The following is a 20499-nucleotide window of genomic DNA, read 5'->3' on the forward strand; positions in this document are numbered from 1 at the left end:
TATGCCTGCTGCACTGCCACACACGGGTTCGTACTATGCCGCGTCGGTCGCGCCCGAGCCCGAGCGCGCCTCACTGGACACCGCCATCAACGCAGACGTCTGCATCATCGGCGGTGGCTTCACCGGGGTGAACACCGCGCTGGAACTGGCCGAACGTGGGATGTCGGTGGTGCTGCTGGAAGCGCAGCGCATCGGCTGGGGCGCCAGTGGCCGCAACGGAGGGCAGTTGATTCGTGGCCTGGGGCATGACGTCAGCGGTGTCGAACGCTGGGTCGGCAAGGAGGGCGTGCGGTATCTGCAGCAGGCGGGTTCCGAGTCGGTCGACATCGTGCGACAGCGGGTGAACGACAACGGCCTGGCGTGCGACCTGCGCTGGGGGTATTGCGACCTGGCCAACACGCCCTCGCACTGGAAGGGTTTGCAGGAAGAACTGGGTGCGCTGACGGCCCAGGGTTATCCGCATCCGCTGCGGCTGGTGGAGAAGGACGCGCTGCATGAAGTGGTGAATTCATCCGCCTATGTGGGCGGGTTGATCGACATGGGCTCGGGGCATCTGCACCCGCTCAAGCTGATCCTGGCCGAGGCACGGCTGGCGGAGGCGAAGGGCGCGATCCTCTACGAGGCCAGCCCGGTACGCCGGATCGTGCACGGGGCCAAGGTCCAGGTGTTCACCGATCAGGGTCAGGTCACGGCCGGTCAGGTGGTGCTGGCGTGCGATGCGTTTCTTGAAAAGCTGGAGCCGGCACTGACGGGCAAGCTTCTGCCTGCGGGGAGTTACATCATCGCCACCGAGCCGTTGGGCGAGGCGCGGGCGAGAGCGTTGATTCCGCAGAACATGGCGTTGTGTGATCAGCGGGTGGCGCTGGACTATTACCGGTTGTCCGCAGACAACCGGCTGTTGTTCGGCGGCGCCTGTCATTATTCGGGGCGTGATCCGGCGAACATCGGTGATTACATGCGGCCGAAGATGGAGCGGGTGTTTGCGCAGTTGAAAGGGGTGGGAATCGACTTTCAGTGGGGCGGGATGATCGGGATCAGTGCCAATCGGTTTCCGCAGATCGGGTATTTGCCGAAGGCGCCGAATGTGTTTTACGCGCAGGGTTATTCGGGGCACGGTTTGAACGTCACGCATTTTGCGGCGCGGATTCTGGCGCAGGCGATTGCCGAGCGGGACAGCCGGGCGGTGGAGTTGTTTGCCAAGGTTCCGCACCGTACGTTTCCCGGCGGGGAGCGGCTGCGTTCGCCGCTGTTGGCGTTGGGGATGATGTGGTATCGGTTCAAGGAGTTGATTTGAGGGTAGGGCGCAGCCTAGCCTGCAGCAGCACCAACAGGGTTGCAGTCGAAAATGGTATCGGTCACTCCGGCGACGCTCCGTGGGCCCGCGCCGAACGGACATCCATGTCCTGACGGCGCTCTCGCGGCATCCATGGCGCTCGACCCACTGCGCGCCGCCTGCGTTCAGCCTGCACCCAAGTCGCGTTTTGTAGTGTCTGGGCCATTGATGTAAAAGAGCAAAATCAACGGCAAGGCCAGGAGCTTCAGGATTCCGCAGCCCTGTAGGAGCGTGGCTTGTCCCGCGATCTACCGCGCAGCGGTAGCAAAACCATACGACTCGATCATGCCCGACACCCCGCATGCATCGGGTTTGCTGCCGGTTCCCGGCAGATCGTCCGAGTGCGGCCCAGACCAAGCGCGCTCCTACGCCTTCGGCAGAATCAACAGCACAGCGGACATCCATGACACTTATTTCGTTGATCGTTCGCACGCGGAGCGGGGGAACGATCAAGCGCGTAAGCGGGCTTAGTTGTTGATCTTCAAACCGTAGCAGTCCAGACACCACAAAACGCGACTTGGGTGCAGGCTGAACGCAGGCGATGCGGAGTGGGCCGAGCGGCATGGATGCCGCGAGAGCCGCCCCCCGCCATGGATGGCGGATGGCGGCGGGCCCACGGAGCGTCGCCGGAGTGAAGGGACCCGACGCAGGAGGGCCTAACCGGGAGTTCAGACCCTTGGTTACTTGGGGTCTTTTCAAGTAACCCGCCGATGCGGAACAGTTCGGCCGTTAGGCAGAACCGAAAATCAGCGTCACCACAAACGACAGACGTGTACTCAAAATCATCACCAAAAAAAACGCCCCGAACCGGTCGGGGCGTCTTTTCAATCAATCAAACATCACAGTTCTTTTACGGTACGAACCTGATCCTTGTTGATACGGGTCTCTTTGCCGTCCAGTTGCTTGAACTCATAGAAACCGGATTCTTCGTCGTATTTCGGCGCATCCGTAGCCTGGATCTCACGGCCGTCGTTCAGAGTGATCACTGTCGGCGAAGAGCAACCGGCGAGGGAAGCCAGGCCAAGGGCGAGCAGAAAGGCTGCGGGAAGGGTCCGTTGGTTCATTACTGTGTCTCCGAGGGTAATTCTTTATGTAGTGAAGTTTCTGACGCAGGGGATGTCAGCAAAGTTCCATGAAACCTCATTCGCCGCTTCAAGGCCTGACGTCGGTCAATAAATCCGGCGTATTCAGATTCGCCAGCCGCGGATCGTTCGCCGGGCACTGAAACGGCACGACGCCCAGTTCGGCCATGGTCCGCCTCGGGCTGCGTTGGCCTTGCTGCCAATGCGCCTCGAACACCGGCGCGTGAACCGCAGGAATGCAACACAACAAAGGCTCCCATTGCTCACCCTGACGCACCATCACCGGCTGTGCGGGATGCGCCAGTGCCGTGCGCCGCAGACCCTCCAGCACGTCGATATCCAGCAAAGGCGAGTCGCACGGCATCACCAGCAGGTACGCATGCCGCGCCACCGCCAGCCCCGCGCGAATCCCGGCGTAGGGCCCCGGAAAATCGCTCTCGTCATCCTGAACCAGTTGGTCGGCGAAACGCGCGTATTGCTCACGGTTGCGGTTGCAGGAAATGATCAGGTCATCGGTCAAGGGACGCGTCAGGCGGTGCAGGTGCTGAATCAGCGGCTCGCCGCGCCAGTCGATCAGCCCTTTATCGCGCCCGCCCATGCGCTGCCCCCGTCCGCCGGCCAACAGCAGAATCGAGCAGGGCGGCAGGGCGTCGGAAGCGGTCATGGCGAACTCGTTCAGCGGAGAAAAAAGGAGTGCTGTGATATAACACCGGACTGTTTCCCCTACAACTGGACCTGCCGATGAAAGCCAAGGCTGACACACCTTTTGTGCCGTTGAACATTGCGGTTTTGACCGTCAGCGACACCCGTACTTTTGACAATGACACCTCCGGACAGATGTTCGTCGACCGCCTGACCGCAGCCGGTCACGGGCTGATCGAGCGCGTGTTGTTGAAGGACGATCTTTACAAGATCCGCGCTCAGGTCGCGACCTGGATCGCAGACGACTCGGTGCAGGTGGTGCTGATCACTGGCGGAACCGGTTTCACCGGTCGCGACAGCACGCCTGAAGCCGTGGCCTGTCTGCTGGACAAACAGGTCGACGGGTTTGGCGAGCTGTTCCGCCAGATCTCGGTGCCGGACATCGGCAGTTCCACTATCCAGTCTCGTGCGCTGGCGGGCCTGGCCAATGGCACGCTGGTTTGCTGCCTGCCGGGTTCGACCAATGCGGTGCGCACGGGCTGGGACGGCATCCTTGCCGATCAGCTGAACAACAGTTTTCGCCCGTGCAACTTCGTGCCTCACCTGAAAAAAGCTGAACCGTGCGCAACCCGTGGGTGAGAACCAATGAGCAAGCCTGAAATGCGTGGCCTGATCCCGGTGGAAGAGGCCATGGAACGCTTGATGAGCCTGGCCGAGTCCACGTCGATCACCGAGCGTGAAACGGTGGCGCTGGCCGATGCACAGGGCCGGGTGCTCGCCGATGACTTGATCTCAACGCTGGACCTGCCGCCGTGGCCCAACAGCGCCATGGACGGTTATGCACTGCGCGTGGCCGACTGGACCGGCGAGCCGTTGCCGGTCAGCCAGCGGATTTTCGCTGGCCAGGCGCCGCAACCCTTGCAACCTGGCACGTGCGCGCGGATCTTTACCGGCGCTCCGGTGCCCGAAGGCGCTGACTGTGTGGAAATGCAGGAGAACGCCGAGGTTCAGGCCGACGCGCGCGTGCGCTTCGTTGAACCGTTGAGCGCCCTGCAGAACATCCGTCCCAAAGGCCAGGAGACCACCGTCGGCGACAAGGTGCTCGACGCGGGCACGGTCATGACGTCCATCGAGCTGGGACTGGCGGCCACTCTGGGCCTGGGCCAACTGGACGTTGTCCGGCGCGCCCGTGTTGCCGTGCTGTCGACCGGCGACGAGTTGATCGAGCCGGGGCAGCCGTTGGGACCGGGGCAGATTTACAACAGTAATCGCGTTCTGCTGTGCAGTTGGCTCAAGCGTCTGGGCTGTGAAGTCGTGGATGCCGGGATTCTGCCCGACAACCTTGAAAAGACCCGTGCCGCGCTGGGCGCACTGGGTGACGTGGACCTGATCCTGTCGACGGGCGGGGTGTCGGTGGGCGAGGCGGATTTCCTCGGCCATGCGTTGCGTGAAGAAGGTGAGATTGCGCTGTGGAAACTGGCGATCAAGCCGGGAAAACCCCTGACCTTCGGTCATTTCCGTGGCGTTCCTGTGATCGGTTTACCCGGCAATCCGGCTTCCACGCTGGTGACCTTTGCGCTGTTGGCCAGGCCTTACCTGCTGCGCCGTCTTGGCGTGCAGGAGGTCAAACCGCTGCAGTTCAAAGTGCCCGCCGGGTTTGTCTGGGACAAGCCGGGCAACCGTCGCGAGTACCTGCGCGGGCGTCTGGAGCAGGGACGTCTGATCGCTTACCGCAACCAAAGCTCGGGCGTGCTGCGCAGCGCAGCGTGGGCCGATGGTTTGATTGAAGTGATCGAAGGCACCACGGTCGCCGAAGGTGACTTGCTCAACTTCATCCCGTTGAGCGAGGTCATGGGCTGACAAGCGGCTGGATCCAATCTCGGGATCCTGCGCTAACCTCAAAGCGTGTCATGACAAGTAGGCATCCAGCATTTGCCTTGGAGTATTGTTATGCAGTCTTTGCGCGTGGCCTGTGTGATCCCGACGTACAACGGGCGCAGGGAGCTTGAGCGTTTGCTCGATTCTCTCTGGGCCCAGACCGCAGAGTTCGACACCTTGATCGTTGATTCCAGCTCCACCGACGGCACGCTGGAGCTGGCGCGCTCACGTTGCAATGACGTGATCCGGATCGACAGCAAGGACTTCAACCACGGTGGCACCCGGCAGATGATGGCCGAGACTCATCCCCGGTATGACGTCTTCGTGTACCTGACCCAGGACACTTATCTCGAAGACCCCCGTGCGGTTGAAAACATCCTGATGCCGTTCGAGGACCCCTTGGTCGGCGCCGTGTGCGGGCGTCAACTGCCGCATCTGGATGCCACCGTCCTGTCCCAGCATGCCCGCTGGTTCAACTACCCGCCGGTGTCTCGCATCAAGAGCATGGCCGACGTGCCGGAGCTGGGTATCAAGGTGCCGTTCATGTCCAACTCGTTTTCGGCCTACCGCCGCGATGCCTTGCGTGCGGTGGGCGGGTTCCCTCGGCACGTGATTCTGTCCGAGGACATGTACGTCGCCGCAAAAATGCTGCTGACCCACTGGAAAGTCGCTTATCAGGGCTCCGCCGTTTGCCGTCATTCGCACAACTACACGCTGCGGGAAGAATTTCGCCGGTACTTCGACATTGGTGTCTTTCAGGCCCGCGAATCCTGGATTCACGCGCGGTTTGGCGGTGTACGAGGGGAGGGGTTTCGCTACGTGAAGTCCGAGCTGGATTTTCTCGGCGTGCGGCGCTGGTATTTGTGGCCGGCATCGTGTGTGCGCAACGGCCTGAAGTTGGTGGCGTTCAAGCTGGGCAAGGAAGAGGCCCGGTTGTCACGACCCTTGAAGCGCAAACTGGGGATGTACAAACGCTTCTGGGACAGTGAGCACGCTTGAGCCCTTTGCGAACGGTGAGGGAGTTGGGTGCGGGCGTCGGTCGGACGAATGTGGTGGGTCAGCGATGAAGATGTCGACTGTAACACCGCGTTCGCTGCCCTCGTAACCTCGGACGTCTCCCACAGGGAGCACGTCTGGCGCGCCACGCGGCGTCTGGCATCAATCACTAAGGAATATATTCAGCAACAGCGATTCCGCTGGATTCGTGCGTCTGGTGCACTCATACACTGCTCAAATGTCAATTTTTCTCATTGCCAAGGCTTTTTAAACTGCCGGACATAAACCTGGTTCCCGGAGTTGATTGCCTATGTTTCGCGATGCGTTGATCGGTGCGCCGCGCAAAAGCCTGCGTGCCCGGCCGTGACGGCGGTTGCCACCCTGCCGCCGCTCAAAGCCCCGGCGCCCAACGCGTTCGGCCTGCAAACCATCATCGGTCTGGTGGGTGTATTGATCGCGGTCCTCGTCGCGGGCATCAATGAAGGTGTGACCCGCATCGCCCTGGCAGACATTCGCGGGGCGATGTTCATCGGCTACGACGAAGCCACGTGGGTCACCTCGTTGTATTCGGCCACCTCGTTGACCGCCACCGCGTTCGCGCCCTGGTTCGCCGTCACCCTGTCCTTGCGCCGCTTCACCCTGGGGGCCATTGCGGCGTTTATCGTGCTGGCGCTCCTGTGCCCACTGGCACCGGACTATCGAAGCTTTCTGTTGCTGCGCGCCTTGCAGGGGCTTGCGGCGGGTTGCCTGCCACCGATGCTGATGACCGTGGCGCTGCGATTTCTGCCGCCAGGCATCAAGCTCTATGGCCTGGCGGGTTATGCGCTGACGGCCACCTTCGCGCCCAGTCTCGGCACACCGCTGGCCGCGTTGTGGACTGAGTATTTCAATTGGCATTGGACCTTCTGGCAGGTCATCGCGCCGTGCGCCGTGGCGATGATCGCCATTGCCCACGGCATTCCGCAGGACCCACTGCGCCTTGAGCGGTTCAAGTCGTTCAACTGGCGTGGCGTGCTGCTGGGGACGCCTGCGATCTGCATGCTGGTCACTGGGCTCTTGCAGGGCAACCGTCTGGACGGGTTCGAGTCAACGTTGATCGTCGGCTTGCTCGGTGGCGGGACGTTGCTGCTGGTGCTGTTTCTGGTCAACGAGTGGTTTGCGCCGATCCCGTTCTTCAAGCTGCAGATGCTCTCCAATCTCAACCTGTCCCACGCGCTGATCACGCTCGGTGGCGTGCTGGTGGTGCTGACCGCGACAGGCTCGATTCCCTCGTCGTACCTGGCTCAGGTTCATGGCTACCGACCGTTGCAGACCGCGCCGATGATGCTCCTCGTCGCGTTGCCGCAATTGCTCGTGCTGCCGCTGGTGGCCGCCCTGTGCAACATCCGCCGTATCGATTGCCGGTGGGTACTGACCACCGGACTGGGCCTGCTGGCGCTGTATTGCTTCGCCGCAACCCGGATGAGCCCGGAGTGGATTCGTGACAACTTCTACGCGCTGCAACTGCTGCAGGCGGTCGGGCAACCCATGGCCGTCCTGCCGTTGCTGATGCAAGCCACGGGCGGCATTGCGCCGCCCGACGGCCCGTTCGCCTCGGCATGGTTCAACACCGTGCGTGGCCTCGCCTCGGTGATCGCGACCGGGGTGCTGGATGCCCTGACCACCTCGCGTCAGCACTTTCATTCCCATGTTTTGGTGGATCGCCTGGGCAACACGCCGGAGTTGGCGGGGCAGGACGCTCTGGCGTCACTGGCGCACCGCCTTCACGAGCAGGTTGTGACCCTGACCAGCATCGACCTCTATTACTGCATGGGCTGGGTGGCGGCTGCGCTGATCCTGCTCATCCCGCTGATGCCGAGCCGGGTCTACCCGCCGCGCGCTGCTGCCTGATTCCACGACCTTTGAGAGCACCTTCATGAGCATGACCTCCAAGCAAACCCTGGCCCTGTGCGGCGCCGTGATCGCAGTGGCGACTGTAGGTATTTACGTTTTCACCGGCACGGGCGGGCGCCAGAGCACCAACGACGCCTACATCGCTGCCGACTATTCGAATGTCGCGCCCAAAGTCGCCGGTTTCATCAGCCAGGTGCTGGTGGAAGACAACCAACAGGTCAAGGCGGGCCAGTTGCTGGCGGTGATTGACGACCGGGATTTTCTGACGGCACTGGCGGCCTCCGAGGCTGACGTGCTCACGGCCAAAGCGCAGTACGAACAGGCGAGCGCGGTGCTGCAACGCCAGGCCTCGGTGATCGCTCAGGCTGAAGCGGCGCTGGCTGCCAGCAAGGCCGAAGTGACCTTCGCGGAGCAGGAGCAGGCGCGGTACGCGCATCTGGCCGGCATGGGCGCCGGCACGGTGCAGAACGCGCAGCAGGCGCGTAACCGGATCGACACGGCGCGGGCGCGGCAGAACAGCGCGGTGGCCTCGCTGGCGGCTGATCGTAAACAGGTCGACATCCTGACCGCCCAGCAACACGCCGCCGAAGCGGGGCTCAAACGCGCGCAAGCGGCGCATGATCAGGCGCAGTTGCAGGTGTCGTACACGCGCATCGTCGCACCCGTGGACGGCATGGTCGGCGAGCGCGCCGTACGCGTCGGCAACTACGTCAGCCCCGGTGCGCGTTTGCTGTCGGTGGTGCCGCTGAATCAGGTGTACGTGGTGGGTAACTTTCAGGAGACCCAGTTGACTGACGTCACGCCCGGTCAGGCGGTGCAAGTGCGCGTGGACACGTTTCCCGGTGAAACCCTCACAGGCCGCGTGGAGAGCGTGGCCCCGGCGACCGGCGTGACCTTTGCCGCCATCAAGCCGGACAACGCCACGGGCAACTTCACCAAGGTCGTGCAACGGTTGCCGGTCAAAATCGTACTGGATGCGCAGCAACCTGTGTTGAGTCGCCTGCGGGTGGGGATGTCGGTGGACGCCAGCATCGATACCCACGCTGCACCCCGCGCAGAGGTCAGTGTTCGATGAGCCGCTTGGTATTGACCCTGTGGGCACGAGTTGGCGGTAACTTTTCGAGCAGTGCGCCGTCAGCGTCCGTGAGCACGTTCAGGCCCACAAGGTTTCGTGGATTGACGCTGGCTGCGCTGACCGTTGCACTGTCCGCCTGTCAGGTCGGTCACGATTTTCAGCCGCCGGTGAACACGGTGCAGGTCGACTGGCTGCCAACCCAGGGCGAGCAGGCCCCGAGCCGCCCTCAAGCCACGCCCATCAAGCCGCGCTGGTGGGAGGTGTTCAACGACCCGCTGCTTTCATCGCTGATAGACCAGGCCGGCGACGCGAACCTTGACCTGAAGATCGCCAGCACCCGGCTGGAGCAGAGCCGCGCGGCGCGTCAGGTCGTGGCCGGCAATCAACTGCCGAGCGTTTCCGCAGGCATGAGTTACCAGCGTGCACGCAACAGTGGGGAAGGGTTGCTCGATCCGGCCGGCGTGAACGGCAAGTCAGCGTTCAACCTGTGGGACGGCGGGCTGGATGCCTCCTGGGAAGTGGACCTTTGGGGCCGGGTCAAACGCGAGGTCGAAGCGGCCGACGCGAGCGTGGCCGTTGCTGACAATGACCGACGCGGCGTGCTGCTGTCGGTGCAGGCGGAAACGGCCCGCGATTACCTGCAACTGCGGGGCGTGCAGCACACCCTTGCCGTGACCCGGGACAACCTGGCGGTGTCGCGCAACAGCCTGGAGCTGTCGAACGCACGGCTGGCCAGCGGCGTCGCGACCGACCTGGACGTGGCCCAGGCCGCCGCGCAAGTGGCGACGGTCCAGGCACGTGTTCCGTTGCTCGAGCAACGTCAGGCGCAGTTGATCAACGCGCTGAGCCTGTTGCTCGCGCAGACGCCCCGAACCTTGCAGTCGGCGCTGCAAAAACCCGTCGACAGGACGCCATTGCCCGCTGCGATTCCGGTCGGTCTGCCGTCGGAGCTCGCTCAGCGGCGGCCGGACATTCGTCAGGCCGAAGCACGCCTGCACGTTGCCGCCGCGAGTGTCGGGGTGGCCGAAGGGGATTTTTATCCACGGATCGTGTTGTCGGGCAACGTCGGTTTTCAGTCTCTGCAACTGGCGGATTTCGGCAGTTGGGGTGCTCGCCAGTTCGGGATAGGCCCTCAGTTGAGCGTGCCGATTTTCGAAGGCGGGCGGCTGCGCGGCATGTTGCACCTGCGTGAAGCGCAGGAGCAGGAAGCGGCGTTGAATTATCAGAAAACCGTGCTGCGTGCCTGGCAGGAAATCGATGACAGCATGAGCCTGTACAACGCCAGCCAGTTGCAGCAGCACACGCTCCAGGAAGCGGTGCGGCAGAATCAGATCGCGTTGAACAACGCCAAGGAGCAGTACAAGGCCGGCGCGGTGGATTTTCTCAACGTGCTGACCGTGCAGCAGGCGCTGCTGGCGAGTCAGGAACAACAGGTGGCCAGCGCGACCGCACAGACGCTGGCGCTGGTGGGTCTGTACGCCTCCCTGGGCGGCGGGTGGTGAGTCGAGCCTTTCCGAAACAGAAAGGCGTGTGGAAAAATTAGGCATTTTCATCCCGCGCGTCAGAGCAGACAATTGGCCCACTTTTTCCAGAACAACAAAGGGCATGTCATGCAAAAGCCTTTGCAAGGGATCCGGGTCATTGAACTCGGTCAACTGATCGCCGGCCCGTTCGCCGCCAAGATGCTGGGGGAGTTCGGCGCCGACGTGATCAAGATCGAGCCGCCGGGCACCGGTGATCCGCTGCGCAAATGGCGCTTGCTGCACGAAGGGACGTCGGTGTGGTGGGCCGTGTCCTCCCGCAACAAGCGCTCGGTGACCCTTGACTTGCGCGAGCCGGAAGGTCAGGACGTCGTGCGCAAGCTGATCGCCGAAGCTGACGTGCTGGTGGAGAACTTCCGCCCCGGCACGCTCGAAGGGTGGGGTCTGGGCTGGAAAGACCTGCATGCGCTCAATCCAAAACTGGTGATGCTGAGGGTGTCGGGGTACGGCCAGACCGGCCCGTACCGGGATCGCCCGGGCTTCGGTGTGGTCGGTGAGGCCATGGGCGGTCTGCGTCATCTGTCGGGCGAGCCTGACCGCACGCCGGTGCGGGTCGGCGTTTCCATCGGCGATTCGCTGTCGGCCCTGCATGGCGTCATTGGCGTGCTGCTCGCGCTGCGTCATCGCGACCAGAACGGTGGCGAAGGTCAGGAGATCGACGTGGCGCTGTACGAGTCGGTCTTCAACATGATGGAAAGCCTGATCCCGGAGTTTTCGGTGTTTGGCGCCGTGCGTCAGCCCGCGGGCAGCAGCCTGCCGGGCATCGCACCTTCCAATGCCTACCGTTGCCGGGATGGCCGCTATGCGCTGATTGCGGGTAACGGCGACAGTATTTATCAGCGTCTGATGGCCTTGATCGAACGGCCTGATCTGGCCGCCGATCCGGCGCTCGCGCACAACGATGGCCGGGTGAAGCAAGTCGAGCTGATTGACGCGGCGATCTCCGCCTGGGCCGCGAGCCTGGACCTCGACGAGGTGCTGGCCAAACTCACCGCCGAGCGTATTCCGGCGGGCAAGATCTACGACGCTGCCGACATCGCCAGTGACCCTCATTACAAGGCGCGCGACATGCTGCTAGACAGCCAGCTGGAGGACGGCACGCCGGTCACGTTACCGGGCATCGTGCCCAAACTGGGCAGCACGCCGGGCGGTGTCAGTCGTCCTGCTCCGACGTTGGGGCAGCACACCGACGAGGTGCTGGAGCAGCTGGGTATCGATGCCGGACAACGGGCCGAATGGCGCGCTCGCGGATTGATTTGAGGCTTACCTGTCGGGAGGCAACACCATGATCGATCATCTCGACCATCTGGTGCTGACGGCGGTCGACGCCGAGGCTACCGTGGATTTCTACACCCGTGTGATGGGCATGCAACTGGAAACGTTTGGCGCCGGTCGCATGGCGTTCAGGTACGGCAACCAGAAAATCAACCTGCACATTCGCGGGCAGGAGTTCGAGCCCAAAGCTCACGTGCCGGTGCCCGGTGCGCTGGACCTGTGTTTCATCGCGTCAATTCCGCTGGAGCAGGTGGTTGCCCGGCTGAACGAGGCCCGGTGGCCGATCATCGAGGGGCCGATCCTGCGAACCGGTGCGACGGGGCCGATTCGGTCGGTGTACGTGCGCGATCCTGACCTGAATCTGATTGAGATTTCAGAGATGGTTTAAAAGGGCTCATAGGGCATGTGCAAATCCGCTGTTGAGGGGCGCGGCTGACAGGTTTGGCCTAACGGCCCGACTGTTTCCAACCGAACCACCCCTCTCAAGCGAATTCCAACCGAGGGAACAGCGGCCTCTGCTTCTCCCGTCATTCTCAAACCCCGCCATTTCCCGCATCATCGGCGTCCACTGACACCGGATACCGCGCCATGCCTTTACCTGACATGAACCTGCTGATCGCCCTCGACGCTTTGCTGGAAGAGGGCAGTGTCGTCGGTGCCGCCAGGCGCATGCACCTGAGCCCGGCGGCGATGAGCCGTACGCTCACACGGATTCGCGAGGCGCTGGGCGATCCGGTTCTGGTGCGGGCTGGGCGCGGGTTGGTGCCCACGCCCAGAGCGCTGGCGTTACAGACGCAGGTGCGCAACCTGGTCGAACAGGCGACGGAGGTGTTCCAGGCGCGGGATGAGGTGGACATGAGCACGCTGGCGCGCTGTTTCAATGTGCGCTCCAACGATGTGTTCTTCGGCGCGTTTGGCGGGCGACTGGTCGACGCGTTGCGGGTCCATGCGCCTGACAGTACCCTGCGTTTTGCGCCTGAGGGCGAGGGTGACGACGATGCCCTGCGTGAAGGCCGGATTGACCTGCACGTGACCGCGCGGCGTAACTTCGGGCCTGAAATCAAGGTGCAACAACTGCTCACCACCCGCTTTGTTGCGCTGGCGCGTGGCGACCATCCGATCTTCGACGCGCCGATCACCCCACAGACGTTCGCTCGTTACGACCACGTCAGCGTGTCCCGACGGGGTCGCCCTCACGGACCGATTGACCTGGCGCTGGAGCGCCTTGGGCTGTCTCGGCGTGTCACCCTGACCACGCCGAATTTCCACTCCGCGATTTTCTCCACGGCGAGTTCCGACCGGATCGTCTCTTTGCCGGAGACGGTGCTGTGGGGGCTGCGCGAGCTAGGGCTGCGCATGCGTCCGTTCGTGATTCCCCTTGAGTTCGAGCCGGTTCAGGTCGTTCAGGCCTGGCACCCGCGTTTCGACAAGGACCTGGCACACCGCTGGCTGCGTCAGACGGTCAAGGAAATCTGCGGCACAGTGAATGCGCATTACGCGGGTATCTGGCCGCAGAGGTAGCGCCGGAAACGTCAAGCGCTCACGGCACGCCAAGGCTTCAACCACAGCGCCAGACCGGCCAGCAACACCGCGCCATACACGCTACTCAAGCCCAGTTGCAGCCAGGTGTCGCTCAGCGGATGCAACACGATGGCCGCGAGCAGCATGATCGCGACACCCAGCAGCCACTGCTGACGCCACGGCAAACGCTTGAGCAAGTCCTGACGACGCATCAACAGCAGCCCGGTCAGGATCGCGCCGCAGACCGCCGCCATGGCGATGCCGATCAAACCGAAGAAAAACGGCAGCACCGCCAGCAGGACGGCGTTGAGCAAGCTGCCCGCCAGTTCACAGTGCAGTGGCAGGCGCGTGTCGCCCGCTGCGTAGGCATACCGGGCCAGCAACGCGTTCCAGGCACCAAACATCAGCGGCACCGCAAACCAGGCCAGCAGTGCAGGCAAGGGGCTGTCGATGGCTTGATGGGGCAGCAGCAACGCAACCAGCGCGCCGGCTGCGCCAATCAACCCGGCCACGGCTGGCACGGTCAGCAACGTGGCGCTGCTCAAACCTTTGCGCAACAACGTCAGGCGTTGATCGCCCTGGGTGCCGCTCATGAGCCCCAACAGCACCTGATTCAAGCTCATGAGGGCGATCAATGGCAGGTTGATCAGCTTGCGCGCCAGGTTGACCCAGGTCACCGCACCTTCGCCCAGCAACGAAGCGACCATGCGCTCCAGTAACGCCAGACCCTGGCTTGCCAGGTTACTGCTGAGCAACGGGCCGATGCGCCGCAGCAGTTCACGGCCCGCACCGGGCGCGCGGCTCAGGCGCCACGGCGTCCAGCCGTCGCGAAGCAGCCTGGGCAGCAGCGCCGCGGGCATCAGCAGGCTGCCGAGCACGCACGCGCTGGCCAGCCCCGTGGGCGTGGCCGCGTGGCGCATCAGTGTCAGGTAAATCACCGGCGGCAGGTTGAACAGCAGGGACCCCAAACCCGCCAGCACGAAGCGCGAGCGGGCCTGCAAGGGTACGCACAACAGCGCATGCAACAGAAAACCTGGCGCCGACCATGCCAGCCACTGAAGTGACGCTGCCGCCAATACGTACCCCGAGTCGTCCAGTCCCGGCCCGATCAGCCTTACCCAGAAGGGCGAACCGACACTGAGCAGCGCACTCAAGCCAATCCCGCACAGTAGCAGTCGCGGCACCAATGCGCCGAGCCAGTCGTGTTGTGCCTGTGGCGAACGCTGCTGATACAGGGGCAGGGCGGCGGCGCTGAGTAGCCCGGCGGCCAGCGCCATGCGCACTGCCTCGGGCAGAAACAACGACACCAGAAACGCATCGCTGCGGCCGCCCGCGCCCCAGGCGGCCACCACCAGCCACTCGCGCGCGAACCCTGCCGCCAGCCCTGTCAGGGTCGCCAGGGTCAGCCACAGCGCCGAACCGAACATGGGTTGACCTCAGTGGAACAAAGTGAACAGGCCTTTGCCGCCCACTTTGTAGTTGAGGCCCCGGGCGCGCTCGCCCTTAATCTCGGCATTCGGGCCGCTGACGATGGCGTAGGGTGGAATCGCTTTGGACACCACCGAACCGCCGCCGACAACGGCGCCTTCGCCAATGTCGGCACCGAACGAGAGCAGGGCACGGCTGGCGATCCAGGCGTAGTCGCGGACGAACACGGGACCGCCCACCGCCCAGAATTCAGGTGCCTTGAGGTCGTGGCCACCGGCAATGATCAGGACGTGCGAGGCAATGGTGACGTGGTCACCGATGATCAGACCGCCACGCGCGTCCAGTTGGCAATGCCAGCCTACGGTGCTGTCGTTGCCGATCCTCAGGCCGTCGACACCGAGGATTTCCGTGTTGCGCCACACTGATGACCCCTTGCCGATCTTCGCCCCGCCGACGCGCAGCCATAACAGCCGAAGCGTGTGGCTGGGGATCTTGCAGATGAGGATGTTGTAGGCCTGCTCCCAGGTGCGCAACATGCGGTCGCGCAGGGTCGGCCAGTTGATCCCGTACAGCGGAATCAGTGCGCCTGGCGTTTCGTTGGCCAACAACCGGTAGAAACGTCGGGCAAGGGGCGGCTCAATGCGCGGCTCGATATTCAGGTAGCTGATGAAACACAGGGTTTTGTCCTTCATTGGCGTTTCGAAGCACACGTCATTTTCAAGCATCCAGGCGTACGTGCTTTCGAGTTCCTCCGCGCTGACCCCCATCTTGCGCGCGTATTCCGGCAGTCGTTGACGCAGGTCGTGCGAATGCATCATGCGGTGTTTCATGGTCTCTCCCCTGGTTCCGTTGCCGTGCGGTGCTGCGTGTTCTGCAGGCGTCGGGCTTCGTGCAGGTTCAGCCCGAGCAGCAGCCAGAACAGCGCAATCAGCACCGTGGTGAAGCTGAAATAGTGGTCGAAGACGCCACTCAGTAATGCCGCCATGACACCGGCACGGGTACCGAACCACAAGGCGGTGTCGCGATTCAACGGGACGACGTGGCTGTCGAGCCGCGCTTCTTTCCACCAACTGACGGTGACGGCGGTGAATAGCAGCATGCCGGGGATGCCCAGCTTGTAGACGTAGTTCAGCCACAGATTGGAGATCCCCCACAGCCCGGTGCCTGGGACAGGTGGGTCGACCTTGAAGCCGATGCCCAGCGGGAACATCTTCATGGCGTCTGGAAAGTGCGAGTATTCCTGGAAACGGATCGCGGTACTGGCGTCATTGCTGGAGAACAGCCCGATCAGTCGCTCTTGCAGCGGCGGGTAGAACATCAGCAGCAATGCGCCGAGAAACACGCCCGCCATCAGCAGTCGGCCGACATACGGTACCCGCCTGCGTGCCATCCAGCACATCACCAGAATCAGGCTGAGCAAGGCGCCGCGTGAGCCGGTAAACAGCAGACCGGCCGCGGCCAGCCCGGCCACCGCCAGCCCCAGGGTGCGCACCGGACCTTGACGGGTGACGCCGATGCAGAACGCCAGCGGCAGCAGCATGGCCAAGGCACCGCCGGCGATGTTGGGATGCGTCCACGGCGTGCCCATGCGTGTCGACAAGCCGGACAACCCTTCGTTGAGGGTGTCCAGGTTGCTGTAACCCAGCCCGCCGATGATCGAGATAATCGCCGTCGAGCTGCCGCTCTTGAGGTACACCGGAATCGACAGCAGCAACAGAAACAGCGTCCCCAGCAGGAGCGCGATCGTCATCTGTTCACGGGATTTGTCATCGTTCAACAAGCGAGGGACGAGAAACAGAGGAGACAGGTTGAACAGCCAGCGCACCCAGTTGACCGGTCCGTTGCCGTCGGCATTGACCGTCAGTTGTCCTGCCACGAAGGGCAGAGCGCTGAACATCATCAGGGCGATCAACCAGCGTTCAGTGCGCAACAGATGCAGCGGCGGGGTGTACAAGGCAAACAGCCGATGGACCACTAGACTGGCCCAGATCAGCATCACCAGGGCTTCCGACACCGTGGTGCGCAGACCGATCTGCACGGTGGCGTACGGCAAAAAGGTCGCCAGCACACCGAACAGCAGCAGGCCACGCAATGGGCGGCGAATGATCGTCACCACCGCGGCGACACCGATCAGTGCCGCCGTCACCTTGATGGCGGGCAACACCCAGACCAGCACACCGAACAGCAGTGCGATGAATACGCCTACCGGCATGGCCAATGGCATCAATCGGGCTCCCGGGACAGCTCGTCCAGCAGTTCATTGAAGCGTCGGCGATACGCGTCGACGCCGTAATGCTGCGCCCATGCCAGCAGCGGCGCCGGGTCGTGTTGTTCTTCCGTGGACAGCATGCCCATCAGTCGCACCAGCGCGGCCTGATCGTCAGGTGAAAAACGTGGGCTGGCGTCGGGCGTCACCTCGTCCAGTGACGAGCCGCTGGCCACCGCAACGGGCGTCCCGACACCCAATGCTTCGACGACGGGCAACCCGAAACCCTCACCGTACGACGGATGCCACAGGCGATCTGCCCGCCGATAAACCTGATGCAATTGGCCGTCGCTGATCCCGCTGACGATGTGCAGGCCGGGCAATTCACGTTGCGCGCTGGTCAATCCGTCAGGCCCGCCGACCAGCATGAGGTCGGGCGTTTTGGGAAACTGCCGGCGAGCGATCTGCCAGGCCTCGACGAACCAGGGAATGTTCTTGCGCGGCTCGCGGGTGCCCACGCACAACCAGTAACGCTCGGGCAGCGGGGTGTCGAGGTCGACGGGTTCGGCGGTAAAACCGTCCACCAGATTGGGCAGCACCCGCACCTTGTTCCGAGCATGGGGAAACAGGCGTACGGTTTCATCGGCCGTGAACTGCGAGGGCGTCCAGATGCGGTCGGCGACGCGCACCGAATGAGCGATGGACAGCCGATCGGTCTGACCGTAGACCCTGGCCTTGATCTTCGAACCGTGAGCGTTGTTCAGGGTCAGCTGGAACACGTCGTGAAGTTGCAGGATGTAGCGCATGCCCGCTGGCTTGCGGCCAATCGGCAGGCCCATGTTCAGGTTGGCCAAGTAGACGTCTACCTCGGCATCACGCAATGCCTGCGGGAGAAAGCAGGCTTCGAAACGCAGGCGTTCCGGTAGACGGTGAATGCCGTCGAGCGGGGTCGCCCAGCGCGGACAATGGGCAACCTGGCGAACCCCGTGACCGAGCGGGCCGATGCTGAACAGTTGCAGCTGCACGTCGGGCCTGGCGCGCAAAGCGTCCTCCAGCGCGATGTTCTGTCGGCCGATGCCGCTGTTGGGAAAGCCCGTCGCCGGGCGGTAATCCAGACCTACGCGCATGCGTCAGCGTCCTCCTGCTGGTGAACCCGAGAGTAGATGCCTTCCAGCTGCGCAGCCGACACCGACCAGTCATGGTGCTTGCGCACATAGGCCCGGCCGGCCTCGCCGATTTTCGCCAGTCGGGCGGGCTGCTCGATGGCTTCCACCAGCAGCCGCGCAAGACCGTGTGCGTCCTCGCACCCCAGATAGTGGGTGCCATTGATCACGTTCAACCCCGAACAACCTTGCTCGGTGGTGACCACCGCAAGGCCCGCCGCCATGGCCTCAAGCACCTTGAGCTTGGAGCCGCCGCCTTCACGCAGCGGGGCGAAGAAGATCGCCGCTTCCTTCTGGACCGTGCGCAGGTCCGGCACGAAACCCAGCCAGTCGATGCGCGGATCGGCCCAGCGTTCCTTCCATTCTTCTGGCAGCGCATAGCCGCCAACGGTCAGGCGCACCATCGGGTCGAGGTTCCAGACCCTGGGCATGATGTGTTCGAGCGCCCATTCCATGGCGTCCAGATTCGGCCCGTATTCGTAGTTGCCAATGAACAGCAGGCGACGGCTGTAGCGGTCCGGGCAGACCTTGGCGTAGTAATCGCAATCCACGCCGTTGACCACCACCGCCGTGGCTCTGGCGGTCAATCGGGCCAGGCCTTTGGCGTCTTCTTCGGTGACCGCGATCAGTTCGCTGGTCTGACGGAATACCCGCGTTTCCCATTGCCGATAACGCCATTGATCGAAGCGGGTGAACGGGCGGGCCCACTCCGGAAAGTGGTGATAGCTGGCAGCGCCCAGACCCGACTCGACGTTGTGTTCGGTCATGATGAAGTGCTTGCCGGTGCGACGCAGCGGCGCTTCGAAAGGCTGAAAGCTGTAGCTGTGCTCAATCTGGATCACGTCCCATTGCTCTTGCAGCAGGGCCTCGAATTGCTGTTGCAGGGGGGCGGAAAAACCGTTCGCGCTGGCGAGCATCGGCGGTCGGGCGAACGCCACTGCGAGCAATGTGCGAACGCTGCGCAACGGCCGTCGCGGGATCACGATTAGCCGCTCCAGCCAGGGTTCGAGCGCGGCGCGGGTGGCGTCGTCCAGTTCGGTCTTGGACTGCACCAGCAACGTGATGCGATGGCCGCGCGCAGCGAGGTTGCGCAGCAGATGAAACTGCCGGGTCTTGCCGCCGCTGGTGGTGGGCCAGGGCAGGTAGGGCAATGTCCAGAGAATACGCATGGTCAAGGCTTCCAGACGAGGATTTGCAACGTGGGCGTGAGCGGTACATCGACGCCCTTGGCGCTGGCCAGCTCGCTGTGGTTGCCGGTCAGTGGGTCATACAGTGTGGCGGTCTTGATGCCAGGGAAGTTCAGGTGCGCGCTGCTGGCGCTCCAGGCCATCAACAGATGAGCGCCGTCCGCACGGTTCCATGCAATGGCATACAGGTCTTCGGGGATCGCCAGTGCCGGCGGTGGATCGGCAGGCATCAGCGTGGGGCCGGTGACGTCGAAGAAATTTTTCAGCGCGGTGTACACCGGCTTGGGTTCGCCATTGAGGTCCACCAGCCCGTAACCTCGATCGCGGGTGCTGGCGCGTTGATCGAGGTCGCTGAGGTTGAACACAAAGATGCGCTGATAATCCATCGTGCTCATCATGGCCAAGCGCCGCAGCGTGTAGTCAGCCTGGCCATCAAGCCCGATGATGTGCTGCATTTCCACCGGCCCTTTGTAGCTCGACCAGCCCCATTCGGTGGCCCAGACGTCTTTGACGCCTGCGTCATGCAGGCTCTTGTTCAGGGCGTTGCCACGCACCAGAAAATCCCGGTCGCCGATCGAGTCGCCTTCGGGGTATTCGGAATACGGATGGTAGGCCGCCGTGATCTTTTGACTGGCCAGGCCCTGGTCGACCATCGATTGCAGCATGTAACCGGTAGAGCCGCGCATTTGCCCGTAATACGCAACGCCGGCGGTGACGATCGGTTTGCCGGGCAACGCGGTGCGGATGGCGCTGGCGGTCTCTGTCAGCAGGGTGTAATAGGCCACGGGATCCGCTTGTGGGAGCCAGATGATGTTGGGCTCGTTCCAGACCTGCCAGTGGCTGACCTGCGGGTAATGCTGGGCGAGGGCGGTCATGCGCTCGGCAAAGATGCTGTTGTCGCGAGGCGGGTATTGGTCCGCGTTGCTGGCGCCCTGCGGTCCGCTGCTGTCGAAGGTTGCCGAACCCACCAGGTAGGCCACCGTGTTGTAGTTATGGGGTGCGGCAGCAGCCATCGCGGCGTCCAGGTCCGCCAGGTTGTACTGCCCGGGCGCTGGCTCGAGAATTGGCCAGTGCAACGTCCAGCGAATCCAGTTCAGCCCCAACGCGTCGAGCCGCGCCATCTGCTTCTGGTAAATGTCCGGGGTGAAATAGTGAAATTGCACGTTAACCCCCAGAAAGTCTTTCCAGGTCACCGCCCGTTGCGCGCGCAACACGGTTTCGGCTTCCACGGCCGGACTGCTCATCGTCAATGCGCAGGCGCTGACCCATGCCATCGCCC

18 protein-coding genes are annotated in these 20499 nt (G+C 63.2%); 10 read left to right on the forward strand and 8 right to left on the reverse strand.

Annotated elements, in window-relative coordinates; translation table 11 throughout:
* The first annotated feature begins 1 nt into the window (after position 1).
* Positions 2-1294, forward strand: coding sequence for an NAD(P)/FAD-dependent oxidoreductase (locus tag BLS87_RS01540; protein WP_074749637.1), 1293 nt, complete (start codon positions 2-4; stop codon positions 1292-1294).
* 878 nt (positions 1295-2172) lie between these two features.
* Here BLS87_RS01540 and BLS87_RS01545 read toward each other — a convergent pair.
* The gene (locus tag BLS87_RS01545; RefSeq protein ID WP_074749638.1) at positions 2173-2397 is read right to left on the reverse strand and encodes a YgdI/YgdR family lipoprotein; all 225 of its coding nucleotides are present in this window, start codon (positions 2395-2397) and stop codon (positions 2173-2175) included.
* Between the two features lie 88 nt (positions 2398-2485).
* Positions 2486-3079, reverse strand: coding sequence for a molybdenum cofactor guanylyltransferase MobA (mobA, locus tag BLS87_RS01550; RefSeq protein ID WP_074749639.1), 594 nt, complete (start codon positions 3077-3079; stop codon positions 2486-2488).
* 77 nt (positions 3080-3156) lie between these two features.
* On the opposite strand from mobA, the gene moaB reads away from it, so the two are divergent.
* From moaB to BLS87_RS01595, 9 genes are all read left to right on the forward strand, one after another.
* Entirely contained in the window at positions 3157-3696 is a 540-nt protein-coding gene (gene moaB / locus BLS87_RS01555) for a molybdenum cofactor biosynthesis protein B (RefSeq protein WP_074749640.1), read from the forward strand.
* Positions 3697-3702: 6 nt separating this feature from the next.
* On the forward strand, positions 3703-4917 hold the full coding sequence (locus BLS87_RS01560) for a molybdopterin molybdotransferase MoeA (RefSeq protein WP_074749641.1): 1215 nt from the start codon (positions 3703-3705) through the stop codon (positions 4915-4917).
* 90 nt (positions 4918-5007) lie between these two features.
* Entirely contained in the window at positions 5008-5934 is a 927-nt protein-coding gene (locus BLS87_RS01565) for a glycosyltransferase family 2 protein (protein ID WP_074749642.1), read from the forward strand.
* 360 nt (positions 5935-6294) lie between these two features.
* On the forward strand, positions 6295-7821 hold the full coding sequence (locus tag BLS87_RS01570; protein WP_074749643.1) for an MFS transporter: 1527 nt from the start codon (positions 6295-6297) through the stop codon (positions 7819-7821).
* Between the two features lie 25 nt (positions 7822-7846).
* Complete coding sequence (locus BLS87_RS01575; RefSeq protein WP_074749644.1) at positions 7847-8899, forward strand: HlyD family secretion protein; 1053 nt, start codon at positions 7847-7849, stop codon at positions 8897-8899.
* 101 nt (positions 8900-9000) lie between these two features.
* On the forward strand, positions 9001-10401 hold the full coding sequence (locus BLS87_RS01580) for an efflux transporter outer membrane subunit (protein WP_425262187.1): 1401 nt from the start codon (positions 9001-9003) through the stop codon (positions 10399-10401).
* A 108-nt stretch (positions 10402-10509) separates the two neighbouring features.
* The gene (locus tag BLS87_RS01585) at positions 10510-11700 is read left to right on the forward strand and encodes a CaiB/BaiF CoA transferase family protein (RefSeq protein ID WP_074749645.1); all 1191 of its coding nucleotides are present in this window, start codon (positions 10510-10512) and stop codon (positions 11698-11700) included.
* Between the two features lie 25 nt (positions 11701-11725).
* A complete protein-coding gene (locus BLS87_RS01590; protein WP_074749646.1) occupies positions 11726-12103 on the forward strand; it encodes a VOC family protein in 378 nt (125 codons plus the stop codon).
* 200 nt (positions 12104-12303) lie between these two features.
* A complete protein-coding gene (locus tag BLS87_RS01595; protein WP_074749647.1) occupies positions 12304-13236 on the forward strand; it encodes a LysR family transcriptional regulator in 933 nt (310 codons plus the stop codon).
* An 11-nt stretch (positions 13237-13247) separates the two neighbouring features.
* Here the strand turns inward: BLS87_RS01595 and BLS87_RS01600 are convergent, their stop codons facing one another.
* The 6 genes from BLS87_RS01600 to BLS87_RS01625 are packed head-to-tail and all read right to left on the reverse strand — an operon-like array spanning position 13248 to position 20494.
* Entirely contained in the window at positions 13248-14663 is a 1416-nt protein-coding gene (locus tag BLS87_RS01600; protein ID WP_074749648.1) for a lipid II flippase MurJ, read from the reverse strand.
* A 9-nt stretch (positions 14664-14672) separates the two neighbouring features.
* Positions 14673-15494 carry an acyltransferase gene (locus BLS87_RS01605; RefSeq protein WP_074749649.1) on the reverse strand — a complete coding sequence of 274 codons (822 nt, stop codon included), beginning with the start codon at positions 15492-15494 and terminating at the stop codon, positions 14673-14675.
* Positions 15491-16888, reverse strand: coding sequence for an O-antigen ligase family protein (locus BLS87_RS01610; protein WP_074749650.1), 1398 nt, complete (start codon positions 16886-16888; stop codon positions 15491-15493). Before BLS87_RS01610 ends, BLS87_RS01605 begins: the two co-directional genes overlap by 4 nt.
* Complete coding sequence (locus tag BLS87_RS01615) at positions 16888-17997, reverse strand: glycosyltransferase family 4 protein (RefSeq protein ID WP_074749651.1); 1110 nt, start codon at positions 17995-17997, stop codon at positions 16888-16890. The genes BLS87_RS01610 and BLS87_RS01615 overlap by 1 nt, the downstream gene beginning before the upstream one ends.
* Positions 17988-19202, reverse strand: a complete 1215-nt coding sequence (locus BLS87_RS01620; RefSeq protein ID WP_074749652.1) for a glycosyltransferase family 4 protein — start codon at positions 19200-19202, stop codon at positions 17988-17990. The genes BLS87_RS01615 and BLS87_RS01620 overlap by 10 nt, the downstream gene beginning before the upstream one ends.
* A 2-nt stretch (positions 19203-19204) precedes the next feature.
* The gene (locus tag BLS87_RS01625; protein WP_074750219.1) at positions 19205-20494 is read right to left on the reverse strand and encodes a cellulase family glycosylhydrolase; all 1290 of its coding nucleotides are present in this window, start codon (positions 20492-20494) and stop codon (positions 19205-19207) included.
* Positions 20495-20499: the final 5 nt, after the last annotated feature.

The organism is Pseudomonas abietaniphila (assembly GCF_900100795.1).
GTDB classification, from domain to species: domain Bacteria; phylum Pseudomonadota; class Gammaproteobacteria; order Pseudomonadales; family Pseudomonadaceae; genus Aquipseudomonas; species Aquipseudomonas abietaniphila.

Excerpts from the sequence above, each read along its gene's own strand:
- BLS87_RS01540 (WP_074749637.1), top strand. The coding sequence starts at position 2 with ATGCCTGCTGCACTGCCACACACGGGTTCGTACTATGCCGCGTCGGTC.
- BLS87_RS01545 (WP_074749638.1), bottom strand. The coding sequence starts at position 2,397 with ATGAACCAACGGACCCTTCCCGCAGCCTTTCTGCTCGCCCTTGGCCTG.
- mobA (WP_074749639.1), bottom strand. The coding sequence starts at position 3,079 with ATGACCGCTTCCGACGCCCTGCCGCCCTGCTCGATTCTGCTGTTGGCC.
- moaB (WP_074749640.1), top strand. The coding sequence starts at position 3,157 with ATGAAAGCCAAGGCTGACACACCTTTTGTGCCGTTGAACATTGCGGTT.
- BLS87_RS01560 (WP_074749641.1), top strand. The coding sequence starts at position 3,703 with ATGAGCAAGCCTGAAATGCGTGGCCTGATCCCGGTGGAAGAGGCCATG.
- BLS87_RS01565 (WP_074749642.1), top strand. The coding sequence starts at position 5,008 with ATGCAGTCTTTGCGCGTGGCCTGTGTGATCCCGACGTACAACGGGCGC.
- BLS87_RS01575 (WP_074749644.1), top strand. The coding sequence starts at position 7,847 with ATGAGCATGACCTCCAAGCAAACCCTGGCCCTGTGCGGCGCCGTGATC.
- BLS87_RS01585 (WP_074749645.1), top strand. The coding sequence starts at position 10,510 with ATGCAAAAGCCTTTGCAAGGGATCCGGGTCATTGAACTCGGTCAACTG.
- BLS87_RS01590 (WP_074749646.1), top strand. The coding sequence starts at position 11,726 with ATGATCGATCATCTCGACCATCTGGTGCTGACGGCGGTCGACGCCGAG.
- BLS87_RS01595 (WP_074749647.1), top strand. The coding sequence starts at position 12,304 with ATGCCTTTACCTGACATGAACCTGCTGATCGCCCTCGACGCTTTGCTG.
- BLS87_RS01600 (WP_074749648.1), bottom strand. The coding sequence starts at position 14,663 with ATGTTCGGTTCGGCGCTGTGGCTGACCCTGGCGACCCTGACAGGGCTG.
- BLS87_RS01605 (WP_074749649.1), bottom strand. The coding sequence starts at position 15,494 with ATGAAACACCGCATGATGCATTCGCACGACCTGCGTCAACGACTGCCG.
- BLS87_RS01610 (WP_074749650.1), bottom strand. The coding sequence starts at position 16,888 with ATGCCATTGGCCATGCCGGTAGGCGTATTCATCGCACTGCTGTTCGGT.
- BLS87_RS01615 (WP_074749651.1), bottom strand. The coding sequence starts at position 17,997 with ATGCGCGTAGGTCTGGATTACCGCCCGGCGACGGGCTTTCCCAACAGC.
- BLS87_RS01620 (WP_074749652.1), bottom strand. The coding sequence starts at position 19,202 with ATGCGTATTCTCTGGACATTGCCCTACCTGCCCTGGCCCACCACCAGC.
- BLS87_RS01625 (WP_074750219.1), bottom strand. The coding sequence starts at position 20,494 with ATGGCATGGGTCAGCGCCTGCGCATTGACGATGAGCAGTCCGGCCGTG.